This window comes from Flavobacterium procerum (genome assembly GCF_042431625.1).
Lineage (GTDB): Bacteria > Bacteroidota > Bacteroidia > Flavobacteriales > Flavobacteriaceae > Flavobacterium > Flavobacterium procerum.
On sequence record NZ_JBHLYW010000032.1, the window covers coordinates 37,899 to 57,478 of the forward strand.

A 19,580-nucleotide genomic window follows, 5' to 3' on the forward strand; every position below is an offset into this window, starting at 1 on the left:
TGCAAGTACTTTGTTGCTATAAAAATATCGTCGTATATTGGCTTATTCAAAATTTAAATCATGAAAAAACATAACTTCTTAGCTGTCATTTTATTAGGAACTACATTAATCGGATGCGGCGATAAAAATAAAGGTGAAAATTCTTTATTTACTATTGATGATTCTGCTTTTCCAGCACATTTTACACAGAAAGATCCGCTTACAATCGGAATTTTAAACCCAAAATCGAAAGAAATTGACAGCGTTGCCTACTTCATAAACGACAAAAGAGTTGGAGGGACAAAAGGTGCTGAAGAATTTAGATTTGAATTAATAGATCAAAAATTAGGCTATCAGTATTTAAAAGCGACTGTATATTTTGACGGAGATTCTTCTGATGCCACTAAAAGAATTGAAGTTGTATCTGACGTACAGCCAAAAGCTTTAAAATATAAAATCGTAAATACTTTTGCACACGACTCTACAGCTTTTACTGAAGGATTAGAATTTCATGACGGAAGGCTTTTCGAAAGTACCGGACAAGAAGGAAATTCATATTTTAGAGAGTTAGATTATAAAACGGGAAAAGTAATTAAACAGGTAGATTTGCCTAAAGAAGATTTTGGTGAAGGAATTACTTTTATCAATGATAAAATTTATCAATTAACCTGGCAACAAAAAAAGGGATATGTTTATGATGCTAAAACCTTTAAATTAGAAAAGACTTTTACTTATGATAAAGAAATCGAAGGCTGGGGAATGACTCATGACGACAAATTCATTTATCATTCTGACGGAACAGAAAAAATCTGGAAAATGGATCCTGCTAATCAAAAACTAATTGATTATATAAATGTATATTCAGGAACTTCAAAAATTAAAGCACTCAATGAATTAGAATTAATAAACGGAAAATTCTATGCAAATGTTTGGCAGAAAGATGCAATTGCGGTAATTGATCCAAAATCTGGTGCAGTTGAAGGAATATTAGATCTCTCTGGGTTGCGTAAATTTATTAAAGCTCCAAAAGCTGAAGTTTTAAATGGAATCGCTTATAACTCTCAAACCAAAACTATTTTTGTAACTGGAAAATACTGGGAAAAAATGTTTGAAATAACAGTTTCGGAATAAAGAAAACAATATTCAATCTTTAAATTCCAAATTTCAAAACAATACAAATTTCACGAGTCTTCGCAATTCATTAGTGAAAATTCGTGAAATTTGTGTTTTATAACAATATCCATAATGATAACATTAATCACAAACATACAAGAACTGCTTCAGGTAAGAGAAACTTCAATTGCTAAAGTTTCTGGAGCTGAAATGGCTGTACTCCCAACAATAAAAAACGCTTATCTAATCTTGAAAGATGAGCTTATTGAAGATTTTGGCTCAATGGAAAACCTTCCTGAAATCAAAGCCGACAAAATTATTGATGCGACAGGAAAAGTTGTTCTGCCTTCTTGGTGCGACAGCCATACACATATTGTTTACGCTGGTAATCGGGAGCAAGAATTTGTGGACCGAATTAATGGATTATCTTATGAGGAAATTGCAAATCGCGGTGGTGGCATTTTAAATTCTGCAAAAAAACTAAACGAAAGCACCGAAGAAGAAATCTACGAACAATCTAAAACACGTCTAGAAGAAGTAATGCGTCTAGGAACCGGAGCCGTAGAAATAAAATCGGGTTATGGACTAACAGTAGACAGCGAGCTGAAAATGCTTCGCGTCATTAAAAAACTGGCAGAAAATTACCCTATTGCCATAAAATCAACTTTTTTGGGTGCACACGCTTTTCCAGCTCATTTTAAAGAAGACAAAAAAGGCTATATCGACCAAATTATTAACGAAATGCTTCCTGAAATTGCTAAAAATAATCTAGCTGAATTTGTGGATGTTTTTTGCGAGAGCGGTTATTTTTCTGTTGAAGAAACTGAGCAAATCATGGAAGCTGGAATTGCTTTTGGCTTAAAACCAAAAATACACGTCAATCAGTTTAACTCAATTGGAGGTGTTCTGGCGAGTGTCAAATTTAATGCACTTTCTGTAGATCATTTAGAAATTATGAATCCGGAAGATATTGAAGCTTTGAAGAACTCGGAAACTATGCCGGTTGCACTGCCTTCTTGTTCTTACTTTTTAAGTATTCCGTACACTCCCGCTCGTGAAATGATTAAAGCTGGACTCCCATTAGCTTTAGCTTCTGATTTTAATCCAGGCTCTACTCCATCGGGAAATATGAATTTTGTTGTATCAACGGCCTGCATTAAAATGAAAATGACTCCTGAAGAAGCCATCAATGCCGCGACAATAAACGGCGCTTATGCAATGGGGCTTTCTGAAACTCATGGAAGCATTACAAAAGGAAAAAAAGCAAATTTAATTATAACCAAACCTATTTCTTCTTATTACCAGATTCCTTATGCTTTTGGAAGTAATTTAATTGAAAGCGTTTTTATAGAAGGAAAGCTCATAAATTAACATAAAAAAAAGGTCTGTGAAAATCACAGACCTTTAATATCAAAGTGGTATTATCCCTTTGGCTGATTATCTTAAGCTGAAGCTTGTTTTAGAAACTAATTCATCATTATCAAAAACATTGATAAAATAAGTTCCTTTTGCAAAATCTTTACCAGGAAGATCTTGAACTACGTTTACAGATTTGTTTTCGTACTGTACTGTAGTTTTAAAACTGTAAGTTAATGAGTTATCACCAAAATTTTCTGTTTTCTTATCTCCTAAAACATTGTTTTTAGCATCGATAACTTGTACATAATACGTTTTATCACCAGATTTTGCGATTTGGTTTTCAGCAATTGTAAAACTGATTTTTAAAACATCCGCACGGCTTGCTTTATCAGTTTCAACTTGTTTTCCTGAACTTTTAAGTTTATAAGCTGCAGTTTTAGTGTTTAAAATTGACAGCTTAGAACCTTTTTCTACAGTTTTAGCTAATTCTTCGTTTTGACCTACAAGTACTTCGTTGTATTTTTTAGATTCTCCTAAAACTACAATCGTACTATCTCTTTGAGTTGTTAAAACACCATTTTGTTTTTTCAATTCGTCATTTTCTGCAACAAGAGTTTTCATTTTGCTCTGCATTGCCTGAACTTGAGATTTGTATTTAGAAACATCTCCTTTAGATTTGTTCAAATCATCCATTAAAGCTACTACTTTGTCTCTTTCTTGGATTAATTCGTCAGACATAGAAGTGTTTTCAGCGATTGCAGCATCGTAAGTGGCTTTTAATTCCTGCAAATCTTTCATAACAGATTCTTTCTCTGTTAAGGTCGTTGTAAGTTCTGTCTTTGTAACATCAGAATCAGACGACAATTTAAAAATATAAACTAAACTACCAACTAGTAGGACTGCTAAAACTGCGATTACCGCCTTTAGACTTGAATTGTTGTTCTTTGGGTTTTCCATATTTAAATAATTTTCTTTAATAACAAATTTAAGAATTAATATAAGGTAATAACGTAAGTTTCTACAATTATATTATTTTTGGAAAATAAATTTTTTTCATGGAGAAATTAATCCCTTTTACTATAAATGATTTGGCAAAAGTCACCAATCATAGAAGTGGTGAAATAAAGTTCGGAGAAAAGATGATTATCATTCCTAATGGGGTTGACAAGATTGATTTTCTTAAAGAAAGCGAAGCCAAATATGTTCTGCTAGGAATTCCGGAGGATATCGGTGTGCGCGCCAATTACGGAAGACCTGGTGCAGCATCGGCTTGGCAGAGCGCCATCAAAAGCATTGCCAACATCCAGCATAACCGTTTTTCTAAAGGAAGCCAGATTATTGTTTTAGGACAAATCAATGTAGCCGAAGAAATGAGAGATGTCGAAAATCTGGATTTTAACGACATAGACGACCGCTCTAAATTGAGCCAATTGGTTGAAAAAATTGACAAGGAAGTATCTCATATCATATTTACCATCATCAAAGCCGGAAAAATACCTATTATTATCGGTGGCGGTCATAATAATGCTTACGGAAATATCAAAGGTGCCGCTCTAGCGAAAGGAAAACCTGTAAACGCGATTAATTTTGATGCTCATTCAGATTTCAGAATTCTCGAAGGACGCCATAGCGGCAATGGCTTTTCGTATGCCTATGAAGAAGGTTTTCTAAAAAAGTATTTTATTTTCGGGCTTCATGAAAACTATACTTCAAAAAGCGTTCTTGATATTATAAAAAAACTCGAAGACCGTGTAAGATACAACACGTATGACAGCATCAATATCAGAAAAGAGAAAGATTTTAATAGAGAAATGATTGGTGCATTAGACTTTATAAAAAATGATGCCTTTGGAATTGAAATTGATCTGGACGCTATTCCAAACATTGCCAGCAGCGCTATGACTATAAGCGGTTTTTCTGTTGAAGAGCTTCGTCAGTTTGTATCGTTTTTTGGAGAACATAAAAATGCGGCATATCTGCATATCTGCGAAGGAGCGCCAGATTTAGATAATTCGCCAAACAATAATTTAATTGGCAAATTGATTGGTTATCTCGTAACCGATTTTATGAAAGCCAGCAATGAAAAAATTTAAAATTCTATAATTTTAAAAGAAAAAGAAAAAGCATTTTTCCTAAATAAAAGTCAATTAAAATAAACGATTGAATGAATAAGCCTATCTTTGCACAGCATTTTAGTACTTAAAGCTAAAATACTTAATACCCAAGATATGTTATTCGAAGATCTTTCACTCTCAAAAAGTATACAAAAAGCCGTATTTGAGGAAGGCTACCTAAATCCGACTCCAATTCAAGAAAAAGCAATTCCGGTTGTTTTATCTGGACGTGATTTAATTGGTTGCGCGCAAACCGGAACAGGAAAAACAGCTGCATTTGCCATTCCAATCATACATCAATTACATCGAATTGTAGGTTCTTCTAAAAAAGCCAAACAAATTCGTGCTCTTATAGTAACACCTACACGCGAACTTGCCGTTCAGATAGGTCAGAGCTTTGACACTTATGGCAAATACACCAATTTAACACAGCTTACAATTTTTGGAGGCGTGTCACAAAATCCGCAAGTTGACGCACTCAAAAACGGAATTGATATTCTAATTGCTACGCCTGGACGTTTGCTAGACCTTCAAAAACAAGGTTTTTTAGATTTAAATCATCTGCATACTTTAGTTTTAGACGAAGCCGATCAGATGCTGGATATGGGTTTTATAAATGATGTCAAAAAAATTGTAAAACTTACGCCAAAGAACAGACAAACATTGCTTTTTTCTGCAACAATGCCAATTGCAATACGCGAACTTGCCGAAATGTTTCTGCAAGATCCAGAACAAGTAGAAGTTTCGCCTGTTTCATCAACAGCAGAAAATGTTGAACAACGCGTTTATTTCGTAGATAAAACTGAAAAACGAAATTTATTATACAAGTTAATTAAGGAAGAAAACTTATCCAACGTACTAGTATTTTCGAGAACAAAACACGGAGCAGATAATGTTGTAAAAGCACTTCGCAAAAAAGATATTCCTGCAGAGGCCATTCATGGTGATAAATCTCAAAATGCCAGACAACGTGTTCTGGATGCTTTTAAAAACAAAGAAGTCGGCGTTCTGGTTGCAACAGATATTGCCGCAAGAGGAATTGACATCGAACAATTACCATTTGTAATCAATTTTGACCTTCCTAACATTCCTGAAACTTATGTACACCGCATTGGCCGTACGGGACGTGCAGGAAATGGCGGCATTGCAATTTCCTTCTGCGGAAAAGATGAACTTCCTTATTGGAAAGACATTCAAAAACTTATAAAAGTTGATGTAAAAACGATTTCAGACCATCCTTACCCATGGCATTCAGGCAGTCCTGAAGCTGGAGAAAAACCAAAAAACTCAAACAGAAGCGGTGGTGCTCATAAATCTAGAAAATCCGATGCATCAAAGAAAAACAAAAAGCGCTGGTACTAAACAGCGCTTTTTTCGTTTATAAGATGATTGATTATTTTAAAGAGTTTTACCGGTTCGAATGGTTTTATAATAATATCGTTCATTCCTGACGAAAATGCATCATCTGCTATTTCATCTTTATCAAATGCTGTCAGCGCAACTATTGGCGTTTCAATACCCATCAAACGAATTCGTTTTGTCGTTTCAAATCCATTCATTAAAGGCATATTGATATCCATTAAAATCAAATCAAATTCGTCTTCTTCTAGAATTTTCAATGCGGCAAAACCATCATCTACTACTTTGCAGAGATAATTGTTTTTTTCGATAATTTTTCGTGTAACCAGCTGATTAATCAAATTATCTTCAACGACCAAAATTCGATAAACCTCATCAGAAGTTAGATCAACTTCTATTTCGTCAATAATATTTTTCGTTTTTTCCAAATCATGCTCAAACGGAATAATAAAAGAAAAAGAAGTTCCTTTTCCTAGATCACTGTCAAGCGTAATCGAGCTGCCAAAAAGGCCTAATAATTTTTTAACGATACTGAGTCCAAGACCCGTTCCCTGATAATCTTCTTCTTTTCTGCCTACCTGAACAAACTTTTCAAAAATCTTATTCTGATCGACTACTGCAATTCCGACTCCGTTATCTTTTATCAAAAAATCCAAATAATGAAGCTTTCCTTCTTTTTTATGGAGATTTACGATAATTTCTACCTCGCCTTCTTTCGTGAATTTTAATGCATTGCTTACCAGATTCATTAAAATCTGCGCCAACCTTAATTTATCTCCTATTAAATATTCGGGAATCATCGGATCAATAATAACGGTTATCTTATTATTGTTTTTCTGCGATAAAAAAGACAACGAATTTTTGATCATATTAATTTCATCTGAAATATTAAAAGTAAGACTTTCCAAAACCACCTTGTTTTCTTCAATTTTATTAATCTGAAGAAGATCATTTACCAGCGACAATAAATACCTCGCAGAAAACTTAAGCGAACTCAGATGCTGGCTTCTTGACAATTCTTTGTGCTCTTCGAGCAACATATTCGTGATACCGACCACACCATAAAGCGGTGTACGCAATTCGTGGCTTATAGTCGAAATAAATTGAGTTTTGAGGAGCGAAGCTTCTTCTGCAATTTCTTTTGCCTCTAGGAGCTCCAAATTGTGTTTCTTTTTAAAACGAATATTCTTCACCAAAGTTATAATCAGGAAAATAAGGATAAACGAAATCAAGATGAAAAGCACAACGATAATCCTTGATTTTTTTAAGCTTTGCGACTGTATAGTCTTCTCGTTTTCGATTTTATCAATCTGTCTTTTATATTCGTCAAGTTCTAGATTAAAACCTGCCACTGAAGCTTTTTTCAGTTTTTCTTCACTGTACAGCCTTTCGGTTATCTGATTAAATAAAATAAGGTTTTCATAAGCTTCTTTGTATTTTTTGACCTTAGTCAAAAACTTAGAATACTCAAGATGTGCATAAGACAAATCAGATTGCTCTTCGCTGTCTACTCCAGCTTCTAAGGCTTTTTTGAAATACATTTCGGCACGACTATTCTGATTGGTATGGTTATAGTACATTCCGTACAGCATATTGATTGCAATCTCTGTAGACTCATCACCATATTTCCGAATATTATTTCCAACAAATTCGAGATATGGATATCCTTCCTGAAATTTTCCAACATCAAAATAAGCCCAGGCAATGTTGACATTCGTAAAATATACTTGCCTTACATTATTGATCTTAAAGCCATAAGCAATTGACTTCTTGTAGCATTTAATCCCTTTATCAAATTGTTTTCTTTCAAAACAGTAAATATTTCCAAGATTGTTATAGAGACTGTATTTTATTGAATCGTTATCTGTTTTGGAAGCGTAATACAATGCCTTGTTATAGAAAAAGATTGCTTTATTAAACTCCGAAAGTTCACCATAATTACCGGCAATAATCTTGTATGCCTTTGCAGTATAATAATTGTTTTTTGCTGCAAAAGCATGATTCAGCGCTATTCTGGAAGTGATAAGTGATTTCTCAAAATTAGATTCCTTGTAATATCCCCAAGCCTTTTTAGTAAGCTTATTGATCTGTTTCTCAGAAACAGGATCAGACTGCCCTATCGCTATGGTAGCGAAACTACATAAAATAAGCAGAAATAAGAAAATTCGTTTTGGGAGCATTAATAGGCTAATTTCATCAAATATACACTTTAAAATAAAAAAAAAGCTGTATTTAAAAAAAATACAGCTTTCAACCTTTATATACAACTAATAATAAACACATTAAACAATTCTTTCGCAGAAAAGACATGTATTATTACCCTAATTATTTATTCATTATCGCTTTCCCACTGTCCTACTACAGAAGTTGCCAAAGCATTTCCTAACACATTTGTAGCGCTTCTAAACATATCACAAAAGTGATCGATTGGCAGAATCAAAGCTATACCCTCAATCGGAATATCAAACATACCGCAAGTTGCCGCAACAACAACCAAACTCGCTCTAGGTACGCCCGCAATTCCTTTACTAGTGAGCATTAAGACTAAAAGCATTGCCATTTGAGTTCCTAAATCCAAATGCACATTATAAAATTGAGCAATAAAAATACTCGCAAAAGTCATGTACATCATACTTCCGTCAAGGTTAAAAGAATAGCCTAAAGGAAGCATAAAAGAAACAATTTTATCCTTTACACCAAAACCTTCTAATTCTTCAGTCAATTTAGGAAATACAGCTTCACTACTTGTTGTTCCAAAAGCAATTGCCAAAGGTCCTGTAATACGTCTCAGCAATTCTGTCATTCTTCCTTTTAAGAAAATATAACCAACAGCAATCAGAATTACCCATAAAGTACCGATACCGATTAAAAACGACCCGAAAAATTTAAAATAAGTAATTATCAATTCTTCAGCATCTCTGACAGCAAAAACGGCTGCAATGGCACCAAAAACTCCAATTGGAGCAAAGTTCATTACATAGTTCACCATTTTTAAAACAATATGAGACAATTTATCAAAAGCGCCAATAATAGGCTTTACAGTCGCCCCTAAAGAAGCTGCCGCTAAACCAAAGAAAATAGAAAATACTACAATTTGCAATATCTCATTTGTGGCCATAGCTTCAACAATACTCTTTGGTACAATATGCTCAACAAAATTATCAAAAGAAAGATTTTGTGTCTTACCTGTAACTTCAGAAGCTGCCGACATATCGACATGTTCCAGTTTTAAACCGACACCTGGTTCTAGAATATTTACATAGAACAAACCAATCAACAAAGAAATAAATGATGCCGTAAAAAACCATCCAATAGCTTTTCCACCAATTCTTCCAACCGTTTTGACATCTCCTAATTTTGCAATTCCCACTACCAAAGTTGTAAAAACCAAAGGAGAAATAATCATTTGTACTAAACGAATAAAAATGGTTGCCAGCATCTTAATCTTAGAGCTAAAAGATTGCGCAGCTTCAGGCGAAATGGTGTTATGCAATATGATTCCGAGAATAGCCCCAAGAACCATTGCAATTATAATCTGCCCTGTTAAACCTGAAAGGAATGATTTTTTTTTAGTTTCTTTAACTTCTTGCATTAATTTATTTTTTGATTATTAAAATATAAGACCCTCACTGTCTTACCTTTTACTAATATGTTTTGTTGATTAAATAAAAATCTGCCAAAACAATTGCTGCCATTGCTTCTACAATTGGCACTGCGCGAGGCACTACACACGGATCATGACGGCCTTTTCCCGTCATTGGTGTAATGTTTCCTTTATTATCTAGTGAGTCTTGAGTCTGCATGATAGTAGCAACCGGCTTAAACGCAACTCTGAAATAAATATCCATTCCGTTGCTGATTCCACCTTGAATACCACCAGAAAGATTTGTTTTTGTAGTTCCGTCCGGATTATACAAATCATTATGTTCGCTACCTTTCATTTCAGAACCCGAAAAACCGCTTCCGTATTCAAAACCTTTTACTGCGTTTATCGAAAGCATTGCTTTTCCTAACTCAGCATGAAGCTTATCAAAAACAGGTTCACCTAAACCAACCGGAACATTCTGAATAACGCAGCTTACAACACCACCAACAGTATCTCCCTGTTTGCGGATATCACGAATATATTCTTCCATAATTGCCGCCGATTTTTCGTCTGGACAACGAACTGGATTACTTTCTATTTTTGAAAAATCCAATTCTTGGTAAGGAGTTTCTAAATGAATTGGTCCAACAGAAGAAACATAAGCATTAATCTTAATTTCCGGAAGCATCTGTTTTGCAATTGCTCCCGCCACTACTCTACTTGCCGTTTCTCTGGCAGAGCTTCTTCCGCCTCCACGGTAATCGCGAAAACCATATTTCTGGTCGTAAACGTAATCTGCGTGGCTTGGCCTGTAATTGTCTTTTATATGCGAATAATCGTCTGATTTCTGATTTGTATTCGGAATAATAAACCCAATCGGAGTACCTGTGGTTTTTCCTTCAAAAATTCCGGATAAAAACTGAACCGCATCTGGTTCTTTTCTTTGGGTTACAATTGCTGACTGTCCTGGTTTTCTGCGGGCCATATCCAATTCAATTGCCTCAAAATCAAGTTGTATTCCTGGAGGACAACCATCAATAACGCCTCCTAAGGCTTCGCCATGAGATTCTCCAAATGTAGTAACTTTATATAGTGTGCCGTAGCTGTTTCCTGCCATTGTAATTAGTTTTGAGCAAATGTAAGTTTTATGAATTAAATTAAAAAATTTAAAACTGGTATTATTAACGAAACATTAAACGGACTAAAAATTACAATTTGGTAAAAATATCCTCTTTTTCATAACCTTTTGATAAAATAAAAATGATCAAACTTTCTTTTATTTGTTAAACTTCAAATTACGAAAAATTGAAAAAAAGAAATGTCGAGTTGGTCATTCTTTCTGATGTTCATTTGGGAACTTACGGAAGTCACGCAAAAGAACTAAACAACTATCTTTCAAGCATTAAACCAAAGACTCTAGTCTTAAACGGTGATATTATTGATGCCTGGCAGTTTAGAAAATCGTATTTTCCTAAAGCTCATTTGCGTGTGATACAACGCATAATAGGCATGGCCTCTAAAGGCACAAAGGTGTATTACATTACCGGAAATCATGACGAAATCCTTCGCAAATTCAGCGACATGAATATGGGAAATTTTGCTTTGGTTGACAAATTAGTTTTAGAATTAGACGATAAAAAAGCATGGATTTTTCACGGTGATGTCTTCGATGCTTCTGTACAGCATTCAAAATGGATTGCAAAACTGGGCGGTCTGGGATATGATTACCTGATTCTGATCAATCGTTTCGTAAACTGGTGTCTCGCAAAACTAGGGCGTGAACCCTACTCTTTTTCTAAAAAAATCAAAGCCAGCGTAAAAAAAGCAGTCAAATTTATTTCTGATTTTGAAACCACAGCAACCGATCTTGCTATTGAAAAAAACTACGATTATGTAATCTGCGGTCATATACACGAACCTAAAATCATGACCAAAGAAAACAAGCACGGCTCAACCCTTTACCTAAATTCGGGCGACTGGGTAGAAAACCTTACCGCTCTCGAATATCACAAAAAACGTTGGAAATTATTCTCTTATAAAGCCAGTAATTTTATAGAAGAAGACAACCTTTTTGAAATGGAAGACATATTAACCTCTCAACTCATCTCGTCTATTATTTTAAAATAAAAGCATTTTAAAACCAGCATTTTACAGATTCTCCACATAAAAATGTAAATTATATAACAATTTTCAAAAATATTATACGTTCTCTTTACGACTCGAATAATAATTTTGACAAAAATTAATAACCATTTTTATGAAAAAGATATTTTTATCAGCCATTATGATTTTAGGTTTAGCCTTTACGGCTCAATCGCAAGAAATTTCAAAACATGCTCTAGGATTACGTTTAGGAGACAATAACGGATTTGGAGGCGAGGTATCCTATCAGCTTGGACTAAACCAAAAAAACAGACTGGAATTTGATTTAGGCTGGAGAAACAACAGACATGTTGACGCTGTTAAAGGGGTTGCTCTTTACCAATGGGTTTGGAACATTGATGGCGGTTTTAACTGGTACGCTGGTGTCGGTGGAGGTGTTGCATCATGGAGATACGATTACTACAACGACAATTTCAGATATGACGACCGTGGAACTTATGTTTTTGCGGCAGGAGATATTGGTATTGAATACAGATTCAAAGAAGTGCCAATTACGTTATCATTAGATGCTAGACCAGAGATTGGTTCAGGATATTATGATGATGACAATTTTGGATTTGACGTCGGTTTAGGGGTTAAATTCAGATTCTAAAAAAAAGTAAAAAATAATTGTAAGAAGAAACCTGTCGCGTTAAATCGGCAGGTTTTTTTTATAAAAACATTTTGCTTCCGTATAAAATCTACAATCAAAGCGCAACACTTTTTACAAGACGAAATATCTGCAAACAACAATATTAGCAAATGCTCCAGCGGGGTAAAATATTTATAGAATTCCGACAAGACAAATAAAAAAAGCTCCAGTGGAGCGACATAAATTATTCATTGTCAAAAAATGTGTCGCTCCGCTGGAGCTTTATATTGCAAATCATAATGTTTGCTATAAATATTTCGCTTCTCCGAAGCTTATAAAAAAGAGGCTTAAACTAAATCCAAGCCTCTATATTCTATATTCTATATTCTTTTCTCTACTTAACAATAATCTCCTTCTTAGAATTTATTTTTACAACCGTATACGGATAACTGATCATCTGCATCGTCATAGCATCCGGAGAAGGATTATTTTCTTTAACCGTTATGATGATGTTTTTGTCCGTTTCTTCCACGTTTACAACCTCAATACTATAACCGCTAGTATTTTTTTCACCCATATTCAGAATAACATAATTAGCACTATTCGTATCGGTTTCTTTTACCTTATCTGCCAATAACGGATCATTTTCAAGCATTTTTATTTCGTTCGGTTCTGTCAGGATTTCAAAAAACTTAATATTTCCGCCACCGCTAGACTGCGTCGTTAAAACTTCATAAAGAGGCGCAGCACCCGATGTTTTCTTAGCTCCGCAGGAAAACAAAATAAAAACTGCTATAATCGAAACTACTTTTTTCATTATCTTACTTTTTAATTAATGTTTTTCCAATTTATAATCGTCAACTGCTTTCTGATATAATGCCTCATATTTTGGCAGAATATTGTGTATGTCAAATTTCTTGGCCACTTCAAGCGCATTTGCCTTAAACTGACTTAAGACTTTATCATCTTTCAAAATTTTAATCGCATTGGTCGCCATTTCTTCTACATTTCCGACATTACTTAAATAACCCGAAAATCCATCAAAATTTACTTCTGGAAGACCGCCCGAATTACTCGATATTACCGGAACCCCGCAAGCCATAGCTTCTAAAGCCGCAAGTCCGAAACTTTCTGTTTCTGACGGAAGCAGAAACAAATCGGTCATACACAAAATCTTATCGATTTCATGGCTGTTTCCAAAGAAAATCACTTTATCCAGAATACCCAGTTCTTGGCATAAAATCTCTGCTTTTTCTTTTTCAGGACCATCTCCTACCATCATCAGTTTTGCCGGAATCTCTTTCTGCACATTGTAGAAAATCTTAATAATATCCGGAATACGTTTTACTTTCCTGAAATTACTGATATGCGTAATAATTCGCTCGTTTTCCTTTGCCATTACATAACGATGACAAGGCGCCTGTGGATCTTTTTTAGGTTTATCAAGCTCAATAAAATTCGGAATAACCTTGATTTTATTCTTAATCTTAAACAATTTCAAAGTATCATCTTTCAGACTCTGCGATACCGAAGTAACATAATCTGATTTGTTGATGCTAAAAGTCACCGCCGGTTTATAAAACGGATGATTCCCGACCAGCGTAATGTCTGTACCGTGAAGCGTTGTAATCATTGGCAGATTAATCCCTTCATTTTTAAGCATCTGTTTTGCCATATAGCCCGCATAAGCATGCGGAATAGCATAATGCACATGCAGAAGCTCAATCTTATACAATTTCACCATATCGACCAGCTTGCTTGACAAAGCCAATTCATACGGCTGATAATGAAATAAAGGATACTCCGGAACATTTACTTCGTGATAATGTACATTCGGATTCAAAAGTGCCAATCTTACCGGCTGGCTGTAAGTTATAAAGTGTATTTCGTGTCCTCTTCTGGCCAACTCAAGACCGAGTTCTGTAGCGACAACGCCACTCCCGCCAAAAGTAGGATAACAAACTATTGCTATTTTCATGTATTAAATTTAATGCTACGAAAATACTCAAAAATAGCGGTTAATCGAACATTTAGATTGTTACATTTTTGCGAAATGTTTCATGGTTCGATTTGTTTCAAATTACAGGTTTCAAGTTTCAGGTTTCAGGTTTCAGGTTTCAAGTTTGGCTAGAAAAATATTTTCTTTTATCAGGAGCAGAACGTTTTGTTCTAATTAAGACGACCGTCCCGCTGTTCGCTATATTCCCGATTAACAAAAACTACGGCTGAAAAAGCCTTGTTTTTCTAAATCGGGAGATGCCGCTACCATCGGGGCTAAAAAAGATTGTTTTATTTTTCAGAAGAAACCAAGCAATAAAACTACTATTCGAAAATCAGTTTAAAAAAATTAGGGATTTTTTCTGCATTGTTACCTTTCCAACTGTCATAAACAAAGTTTTCAACCTTGTCCAAATCATTCGAATCAACTGTAATTTTAGCCTTTTCACTAAAAGCCAATAAAGCAGTATAACCAATAATTGTCGGATTAGAATCCAATACAGGAGCTTCTAGACTTTTTATGGTAATCGTCCAGAAATCAGAACTTTTTGAAAGTGCAAATTCCAAACCTTTAAGCAATCCCAATTTCCATATTTTGATACCTTCCGAATTATTATCGTAACCGTTTATCAAGTAGTTTTCTACAATCTCATTCTTCAGATTATTCTTCTGAACATCCAGTTCGATTGCAGCAAAATGTAATCTGCTGTTTTTAACTTTCATCCAGCGAAAACCCAAATTCCCGTCTATCATCACTAAAATTTAATTAAAAAACTGAGCCGCAATAATCAATATTAGCTGAAAAGCCAATAAAAGCCAGAAAAATAAAAACGATGGTTCGATAGTCTCAGAAATAAACCTATTCAGTTTAAAAGAAATAATTTCAGATAATTTTAAATCTTTATTACTAAAATCGATATCATCCAAATTGATTTTAGCAAAAAAATAACCGATAATCCTTTTCTTAATTACAGAGGTTTCTTTGTCATTTTTGTTTGCTTCCAAAAGTTTTAATCGTAGCATAGTCGCATTCGAAGCAGAATTAGCCCAATTTTGCGAAGCGGTCAATTTATCAACCAGCAGAATTACTTTTTCCTCAATATATTTCCCCATTTTATTTTCCCAAACCTGATGAATCATGGTCTGAATAGCCACTTTATTAGCAATCATAAAATAACCCGCTGCAAAAGCAGGAGCACCTACAAAAAGAAGAAAACCGCATATGTTATTCAAAAATAAATTTACAGTAAACGCATATGCATTTCCGTGCCCGCCACCACCAAGCCCCATATTCTGGAACAAAATGATTAAAAAACAAATCAGGGTAAATAATCCTCCGATAAAAACAATAGTAAACCATTTTAGAGAGGTTTTTGCGGTAATTTTGGCTGCGATTTTAATTTCTTCTTTCATAAAAATTTTAAATTTTATAACTATTTTCTTAGTAATTCGTGGGTAAATATAGATAAAAAATATTCAGAAAAAACATCAAAAAAGACATAAAAAAAGGATTTTTTTTGGCGCTGCTAAAAATTCTGGAACATAGCGGTTACAACCACAGGAAACGGTATGCTGAATATGCATTGCGTTCCCGTGGTTGAAACCACGGGCTATGTTTGCCACGAAAATATAGCCATAATCTTGTCCCCCGATAGCGCGAGGCTTATCCTTTGAAGCTATAACGAAAAGATTGCTAGCGCTGATTTTATTGTCAATCGATTTTAAGAAGCAACTTAATTATTTTTTCACAGCTAGCGCGAGCGTCCCGCTCGTGTCTGTATATTTTTTTTAAAAAATTATGTAAACTTATTTTAGGACGAGACAAGTAGCTTCTATCATGACTTTAAATTATAAAAAACTTCCCTCTTCTTATTTTAGCTACCTTAATTTATTTAAAACATCTTCAATTAATTTAATCGTTTCATCATCTTCTGAATCAATAGTAAACGTAAAACCTTTAGAATCTCCATTTATTACAACTTTCGCATTGTGTGGTGTACTTACTCTTTTAATTTTCTGGGTTATGTCTTTTATAATTGTTTGAACTTGATCATTCATAATAGCATTTGCATCTATAAACAACTTAGGATTTTCCTTTAGTTTTTTGACATTATTTACGACTGTAATCATGATAGTTGTTATTTTTTAAGATTAATTATACTGATGATTTAATTACTCCTTCTTTAATACAACAAATTTCATAAGTAAAAAATTCTCAATTTTACAGAAATCCATAATCTACCAAATTTATTTCCAGACAATTATACCAATAAATTAAAAATCAACACCACGTAGTTTTACGGATTTTGCATCAAATCTAAAATTACAATTAGAGCTATCGAAACATAAAAAAAGCTGTAAAACCCTTAGGTTTTACAGCTTTTTACTTTGCATCTTATCCTTGTGGACATGGAATCTCAATAGAGAAAAAACACATTGCGTCTTGCTCTTGTGGGCAAGGATCAAAAATCTGCATTATCGGTTGAAATTATTGAACACACCTAACACAATAAAACATAGCCTGCGGTTTCAACCGCAGGAAACGGTATGCTGAATATGCATTGCGTTCCCGTGGTTGAAACCACGGGCTATGTTTGCCACGAAAATACATCCATAATCTTGTCGATTTCGAAAATACACAGCTTGTCCTGGATTTGCGACAAGTAAAAACTATTGCTCTTGCTACAATTTTAGTTTTTATTTCAATCTTTTAACAGAAAAAACAGACCCTGCCAAAGTACCCGAGTTAAAAGCTTCTAATGTTGCTGGAGTTCCTGTTGCTATTGCAGTTAATGTTCTGAAGGAATACGTTTTTGCAGCAGACATTGAAACAGCCGTTATTAATGTGATGTTCGCGCGTGTGCTAGTATAACTGTTTATACGTGCGATCCATTTATTGTCATCATTGCACCAAACGCCTATTACTGGAGTTCTTCCATTAATAATTGAAGCATTTATATTAATAAGATACACGCCGTCTGCAGCAACCTTAAACGAATTGGTAGTAGCACTGCCTGTAAACATATTCTTATTATCGATCAAGACATTGGTTAGATTTCCTACAATGGAAGGAGTTGTAGCTGATATATAATCAAAATTAAAATCGGCTCCTAATAAAACGGTAATTTCTTGCGCTACTTCAAGTTTGCCGTTTATGGCTATTATGGTGCCTATTTCGTCGGGTACGATGTTCGGGCTTGGAAAAGCGCCTTTTTTTAATGTTCCGTCTGAGGTTACTACAATTGGGGTGTCTTTTGTGTCTGTACTTGTTGGAAGCTCTAACGATAAAGTATTATCTGTCGAGGTTTTTATAACAGTTGGCTGTGTCAAATCTCCTCCGAGTTGGATAAAACCTGCATTGCCACTCACTCCATTTTGGGTATACGGATTAATAGTTATTTTTTCGCCGTAAGGACTTAAAACGGTTTTAGTTTGAGCTGTACTAATCCAGGTCTGGATTAACAACAACAGTATATAGAAAAGTTTTCTCATTTTGATGCCTCTAAATAAAGTTCTACAATTTGCTTCTGTATTATTTTGTAAATAAATTGGAGCTCTGCGCTTATCTTAATCTTTTAACAGAGAAAAAAGCAACAGGACCGTTTCCGGTTGTACCCGAATTAACAGCTTCTACAGTCGCAGAGGCGCCAGCACTTACAGCAGCTCTAAAGGAATAGGTTTTGGCTGCCGATAAAGATAGCGAAGTGAGTAAGGTAAGATTTATTCTGACGTCTTTAGCTTCAGAACTTATGCGTGTTACCCACTCGTCGTCGGTATCGCAATAGACACCAATTGCTGGCGTTCCAGATCCTGCATTTAAAATGGGCAGATTTATGGTAATGAAGTAAAGTCCATCCGTTTTTACTTTGAATGAATTTGTTGTACCGGTTCCTGTAAATGTACCTTTGTTATCTATCAGTACATTGGTTATGTTGCCAATAGCTTTGCCTGTTGTTACACCTAACAGAAAGTTTGTAGACATTAATGCCGTAATTTCTTGGGCGACTTCTAATTTACCATCTATGGCCATTACAGTACCAATGTCATCGGGAATGATGTTAATAGACGGAAAAGCTCCTTTTTTTAAAACACCAGCTGCTGTTGTTACAATTGGAGTGTCGCTTGTATCGGTGCTGACAGTAAGGTCGCTTATGGCCAATGTATTGGCTCCTGTTGTTTTTATTGTGGTAGGCTGCATTAATTCGCCACCTAGTTGTACAAACCCATTATTGGTGTTTAGCCCATTGTTGGCATTTGGGTGAACAACAACTTTTTCTCCGTATTGCGTCACTACTGTTTTGGCTTGTGGCATCATAACCCCACTATAAATCATCAGGAGTATAAGTATAATTCTTTTCATTTTAAAGGAACTTAAAAATTACTAATTGTATTCAATATAATATTTGTCTTAGTTTTATTTTCGAAGCAAACTTAAACTTGATTCATTGGCTTGTTTACCATCAAAGGGTTTATTTATATCACAAAAGGGTTAATTTGAATGCAACAGCTTGTTTTACACATAAATAAAACCCAATATATAAGTAGCAGAAGCGTTTAGGTCTTTTGGTGATGTGCTTATGCAATTGCCCTAAAAGTTTAAACTAAATGGCTAAAAATTTCCTCTTCCAACCCAAACCATTAACTGTCGAATCTAAAATTTTGCGTCTGAAAGGCTATTTTTTTAGGCAGCTTGCCTAAACGTTTGGCTAAATAACCCTAGTACATCACGAAAAGACCTAAACTGAGAATGTTTTGGGGTAATGCATAAAAAAAACCTCCTGAATTTACTCACGAGGTTTTGCCTTCTATAGAAGACTTTTACAAAGCAGGATCTTCTGCTGTTTTAGCTGTATTAGTTCGCGGAAAAAACTGCGCCAACTCTTTTACTTTTACTTCATAACCAGCTGTTTTACTGCCTGCTTTGTATTTGCTGTAATCATAATCAGTAAGTGCGGCGTGGTAGCAATCGTAATCGTGCAGGGTTTTGTTGTTTTTTAGACTGCCAACTAATGCTTCTAATCTAGTAATGGCACTTTCTAGAAACTCCCTTGAATCGCAATCATTCTGAAATTCTACCCAATCCACATCAGGGCTACTCATTGCTGGCTGACTGTTTCTAAAGTCTTTTACTTTATTTATTAAAAGCTTGTTTTGCTCATTGACACTCCCATACCTGCTGCGTTCTTCTGGCAACAGGTTTTTAAATTTTGCCGAAAGTGCAGTCATCAAACTATTAAGTGCGGTGTTTACCGTTGTTTTTTCGGCTGCAGTGTAATGCAGTCCGTTTAAATTTTCTAATGGCATAATGCTAAGTTTTTAGTTAATAAGCGTAAACTTA

Annotated in this window: 18 protein-coding genes; 6 read left to right on the forward strand and 12 right to left on the reverse strand. The window is 34.7% G+C overall.

Annotated features, from left to right (window positions below):
* Nucleotides 1-60: 60 nt before the first annotated feature.
* On the forward strand, nucleotides 61-1,110 hold the full coding sequence (locus ACFFLS_RS24350) for a glutaminyl-peptide cyclotransferase (RefSeq protein ID WP_379689708.1): 1,050 nt from the start codon (nucleotides 61-63) through the stop codon (nucleotides 1,108-1,110).
* A gap of 114 nt (nucleotides 1,111-1,224) precedes the next feature.
* Nucleotides 1,225-2,463, forward strand: coding sequence for an imidazolonepropionase (hutI, locus tag ACFFLS_RS24355; RefSeq protein ID WP_379689710.1), 1,239 nt, complete (start codon nucleotides 1,225-1,227; stop codon nucleotides 2,461-2,463).
* A gap of 66 nt (nucleotides 2,464-2,529) precedes the next feature.
* Here hutI and ACFFLS_RS24360 read toward each other — a convergent pair whose 3' ends face one another.
* Nucleotides 2,530-3,408, reverse strand: coding sequence for a DUF8428 domain-containing protein (locus tag ACFFLS_RS24360; protein ID WP_379682556.1), 879 nt, complete (start codon nucleotides 3,406-3,408; stop codon nucleotides 2,530-2,532).
* Between the two features lie 98 nt (nucleotides 3,409-3,506).
* Between ACFFLS_RS24360 and ACFFLS_RS24365 the strand changes: the two genes are divergently transcribed.
* Entirely contained in the window at nucleotides 3,507-4,544 is a 1,038-nt protein-coding gene (locus tag ACFFLS_RS24365) for a formimidoylglutamase (RefSeq protein WP_379682557.1), read from the forward strand.
* A gap of 135 nt (nucleotides 4,545-4,679) precedes the next feature.
* The gene (locus tag ACFFLS_RS24370) at nucleotides 4,680-5,927 is read left to right on the forward strand and encodes a DEAD/DEAH box helicase (protein ID WP_379682558.1); all 1,248 of its coding nucleotides are present in this window, start codon (nucleotides 4,680-4,682) and stop codon (nucleotides 5,925-5,927) included.
* Here the strand turns inward: ACFFLS_RS24370 and ACFFLS_RS24375 are convergent.
* From ACFFLS_RS24375 to aroC, 3 genes are all read right to left on the reverse strand, one after another.
* On the reverse strand, nucleotides 5,924-8,104 hold the full coding sequence (locus tag ACFFLS_RS24375; RefSeq protein ID WP_379682559.1) for a response regulator: 2,181 nt from the start codon (nucleotides 8,102-8,104) through the stop codon (nucleotides 5,924-5,926). The two genes, ACFFLS_RS24370 and ACFFLS_RS24375, sit on opposite strands and share 4 nt — an antisense overlap.
* A 149-nt stretch (nucleotides 8,105-8,253) precedes the next feature.
* Nucleotides 8,254-9,516 (reverse strand): dicarboxylate/amino acid:cation symporter, encoded by a 1,263-nt coding sequence (locus ACFFLS_RS24380; protein WP_379682560.1) that lies wholly within the window; start codon nucleotides 9,514-9,516, stop codon nucleotides 8,254-8,256.
* Between the two features lie 52 nt (nucleotides 9,517-9,568).
* The gene (gene aroC, locus ACFFLS_RS24385; RefSeq protein WP_379682561.1) at nucleotides 9,569-10,627 is read right to left on the reverse strand and encodes a chorismate synthase; all 1,059 of its coding nucleotides are present in this window, start codon (nucleotides 10,625-10,627) and stop codon (nucleotides 9,569-9,571) included.
* A 188-nt stretch (nucleotides 10,628-10,815) separates the two neighbouring features.
* On the opposite strand from aroC, the gene ACFFLS_RS24390 reads away from it, so the two are divergent.
* Nucleotides 10,816-11,637, forward strand: a complete 822-nt coding sequence (locus ACFFLS_RS24390; protein WP_379682562.1) for a UDP-2,3-diacylglucosamine diphosphatase — start codon at nucleotides 10,816-10,818, stop codon at nucleotides 11,635-11,637.
* A 130-nt stretch (nucleotides 11,638-11,767) separates the two neighbouring features.
* Nucleotides 11,768-12,265, forward strand: a complete 498-nt coding sequence (locus ACFFLS_RS24395) for a hypothetical protein (protein ID WP_379682563.1) — start codon at nucleotides 11,768-11,770, stop codon at nucleotides 12,263-12,265.
* A 373-nt stretch (nucleotides 12,266-12,638) separates the two neighbouring features.
* On the opposite strand, the gene ACFFLS_RS24400 is transcribed toward ACFFLS_RS24395, so the two are convergent.
* The 8 genes from ACFFLS_RS24400 to ACFFLS_RS24435 form a co-directional block, all read right to left on the reverse strand.
* Nucleotides 12,639-13,061: a protease complex subunit PrcB family protein gene (locus tag ACFFLS_RS24400; RefSeq protein ID WP_379682564.1), complete on the reverse strand. Its 423-nt coding sequence runs from the start codon at nucleotides 13,059-13,061 to the stop codon at nucleotides 12,639-12,641.
* 15 nt (nucleotides 13,062-13,076) lie between these two features.
* Nucleotides 13,077-14,222 (reverse strand): N-acetyl-alpha-D-glucosaminyl L-malate synthase BshA, encoded by a 1,146-nt coding sequence (gene bshA / locus ACFFLS_RS24405; protein ID WP_379682565.1) that lies wholly within the window; start codon nucleotides 14,220-14,222, stop codon nucleotides 13,077-13,079.
* Nucleotides 14,223-14,566: 344 nt separating this feature from the next.
* Nucleotides 14,567-14,995 carry a hypothetical protein gene (locus tag ACFFLS_RS24410; protein WP_379682566.1) on the reverse strand — a complete coding sequence of 143 codons (429 nt, stop codon included), beginning with the start codon at nucleotides 14,993-14,995 and terminating at the stop codon, nucleotides 14,567-14,569.
* A gap of 9 nt (nucleotides 14,996-15,004) precedes the next feature.
* The gene (locus ACFFLS_RS24415) at nucleotides 15,005-15,655 is read right to left on the reverse strand and encodes a hypothetical protein (RefSeq protein WP_379682567.1); all 651 of its coding nucleotides are present in this window, start codon (nucleotides 15,653-15,655) and stop codon (nucleotides 15,005-15,007) included.
* Between the two features lie 465 nt (nucleotides 15,656-16,120).
* The gene (locus ACFFLS_RS24420) at nucleotides 16,121-16,372 is read right to left on the reverse strand and encodes a hypothetical protein (protein WP_379682568.1); all 252 of its coding nucleotides are present in this window, start codon (nucleotides 16,370-16,372) and stop codon (nucleotides 16,121-16,123) included.
* A gap of 567 nt (nucleotides 16,373-16,939) precedes the next feature.
* On the reverse strand, nucleotides 16,940-17,734 hold the full coding sequence (locus ACFFLS_RS24425) for a hypothetical protein (protein WP_379682569.1): 795 nt from the start codon (nucleotides 17,732-17,734) through the stop codon (nucleotides 16,940-16,942).
* A gap of 70 nt (nucleotides 17,735-17,804) precedes the next feature.
* Nucleotides 17,805-18,602, reverse strand: coding sequence for a hypothetical protein (locus ACFFLS_RS24430; protein WP_379682570.1), 798 nt, complete (start codon nucleotides 18,600-18,602; stop codon nucleotides 17,805-17,807).
* 458 nt (nucleotides 18,603-19,060) lie between these two features.
* Nucleotides 19,061-19,546 carry a hypothetical protein gene (locus ACFFLS_RS24435; RefSeq protein ID WP_379682571.1) on the reverse strand — a complete coding sequence of 162 codons (486 nt, stop codon included), beginning with the start codon at nucleotides 19,544-19,546 and terminating at the stop codon, nucleotides 19,061-19,063.
* Nucleotides 19,547-19,580: the final 34 nt, after the last annotated feature.

Bases quoted from the DNA above. Each gene is read 5' to 3' on its own strand.
- ACFFLS_RS24350 (WP_379689708.1), top strand. From the start codon at position 61: ATGAAAAAACATAACTTCTTAGCTGTCATTTTATTAGGAACTACATTA.
- hutI (WP_379689710.1), top strand. From the start codon at position 1,225: ATGATAACATTAATCACAAACATACAAGAACTGCTTCAGGTAAGAGAA.
- ACFFLS_RS24360 (WP_379682556.1), bottom strand. From the start codon at position 3,408: ATGGAAAACCCAAAGAACAACAATTCAAGTCTAAAGGCGGTAATCGCA.
- ACFFLS_RS24365 (WP_379682557.1), top strand. From the start codon at position 3,507: ATGGAGAAATTAATCCCTTTTACTATAAATGATTTGGCAAAAGTCACC.
- ACFFLS_RS24370 (WP_379682558.1), top strand. From the start codon at position 4,680: ATGTTATTCGAAGATCTTTCACTCTCAAAAAGTATACAAAAAGCCGTA.
- ACFFLS_RS24375 (WP_379682559.1), bottom strand. From the start codon at position 8,104: ATGCTCCCAAAACGAATTTTCTTATTTCTGCTTATTTTATGTAGTTTC.
- ACFFLS_RS24380 (WP_379682560.1), bottom strand. From the start codon at position 9,516: ATGCAAGAAGTTAAAGAAACTAAAAAAAAATCATTCCTTTCAGGTTTA.
- aroC (WP_379682561.1), bottom strand. From the start codon at position 10,627: ATGGCAGGAAACAGCTACGGCACACTATATAAAGTTACTACATTTGGA.
- ACFFLS_RS24395 (WP_379682563.1), top strand. From the start codon at position 11,768: ATGAAAAAGATATTTTTATCAGCCATTATGATTTTAGGTTTAGCCTTT.
- ACFFLS_RS24400 (WP_379682564.1), bottom strand. From the start codon at position 13,061: ATGAAAAAAGTAGTTTCGATTATAGCAGTTTTTATTTTGTTTTCCTGC.
- bshA (WP_379682565.1), bottom strand. From the start codon at position 14,222: ATGAAAATAGCAATAGTTTGTTATCCTACTTTTGGCGGGAGTGGCGTT.
- ACFFLS_RS24410 (WP_379682566.1), bottom strand. From the start codon at position 14,995: ATGATAGACGGGAATTTGGGTTTTCGCTGGATGAAAGTTAAAAACAGC.
- ACFFLS_RS24415 (WP_379682567.1), bottom strand. From the start codon at position 15,655: ATGAAAGAAGAAATTAAAATCGCAGCCAAAATTACCGCAAAAACCTCT.
- ACFFLS_RS24420 (WP_379682568.1), bottom strand. From the start codon at position 16,372: ATGATTACAGTCGTAAATAATGTCAAAAAACTAAAGGAAAATCCTAAG.
- ACFFLS_RS24425 (WP_379682569.1), bottom strand. From the start codon at position 17,734: ATGAGAAAACTTTTCTATATACTGTTGTTGTTAATCCAGACCTGGATT.
- ACFFLS_RS24430 (WP_379682570.1), bottom strand. From the start codon at position 18,602: ATGAAAAGAATTATACTTATACTCCTGATGATTTATAGTGGGGTTATG.
- ACFFLS_RS24435 (WP_379682571.1), bottom strand. From the start codon at position 19,546: ATGCCATTAGAAAATTTAAACGGACTGCATTACACTGCAGCCGAAAAA.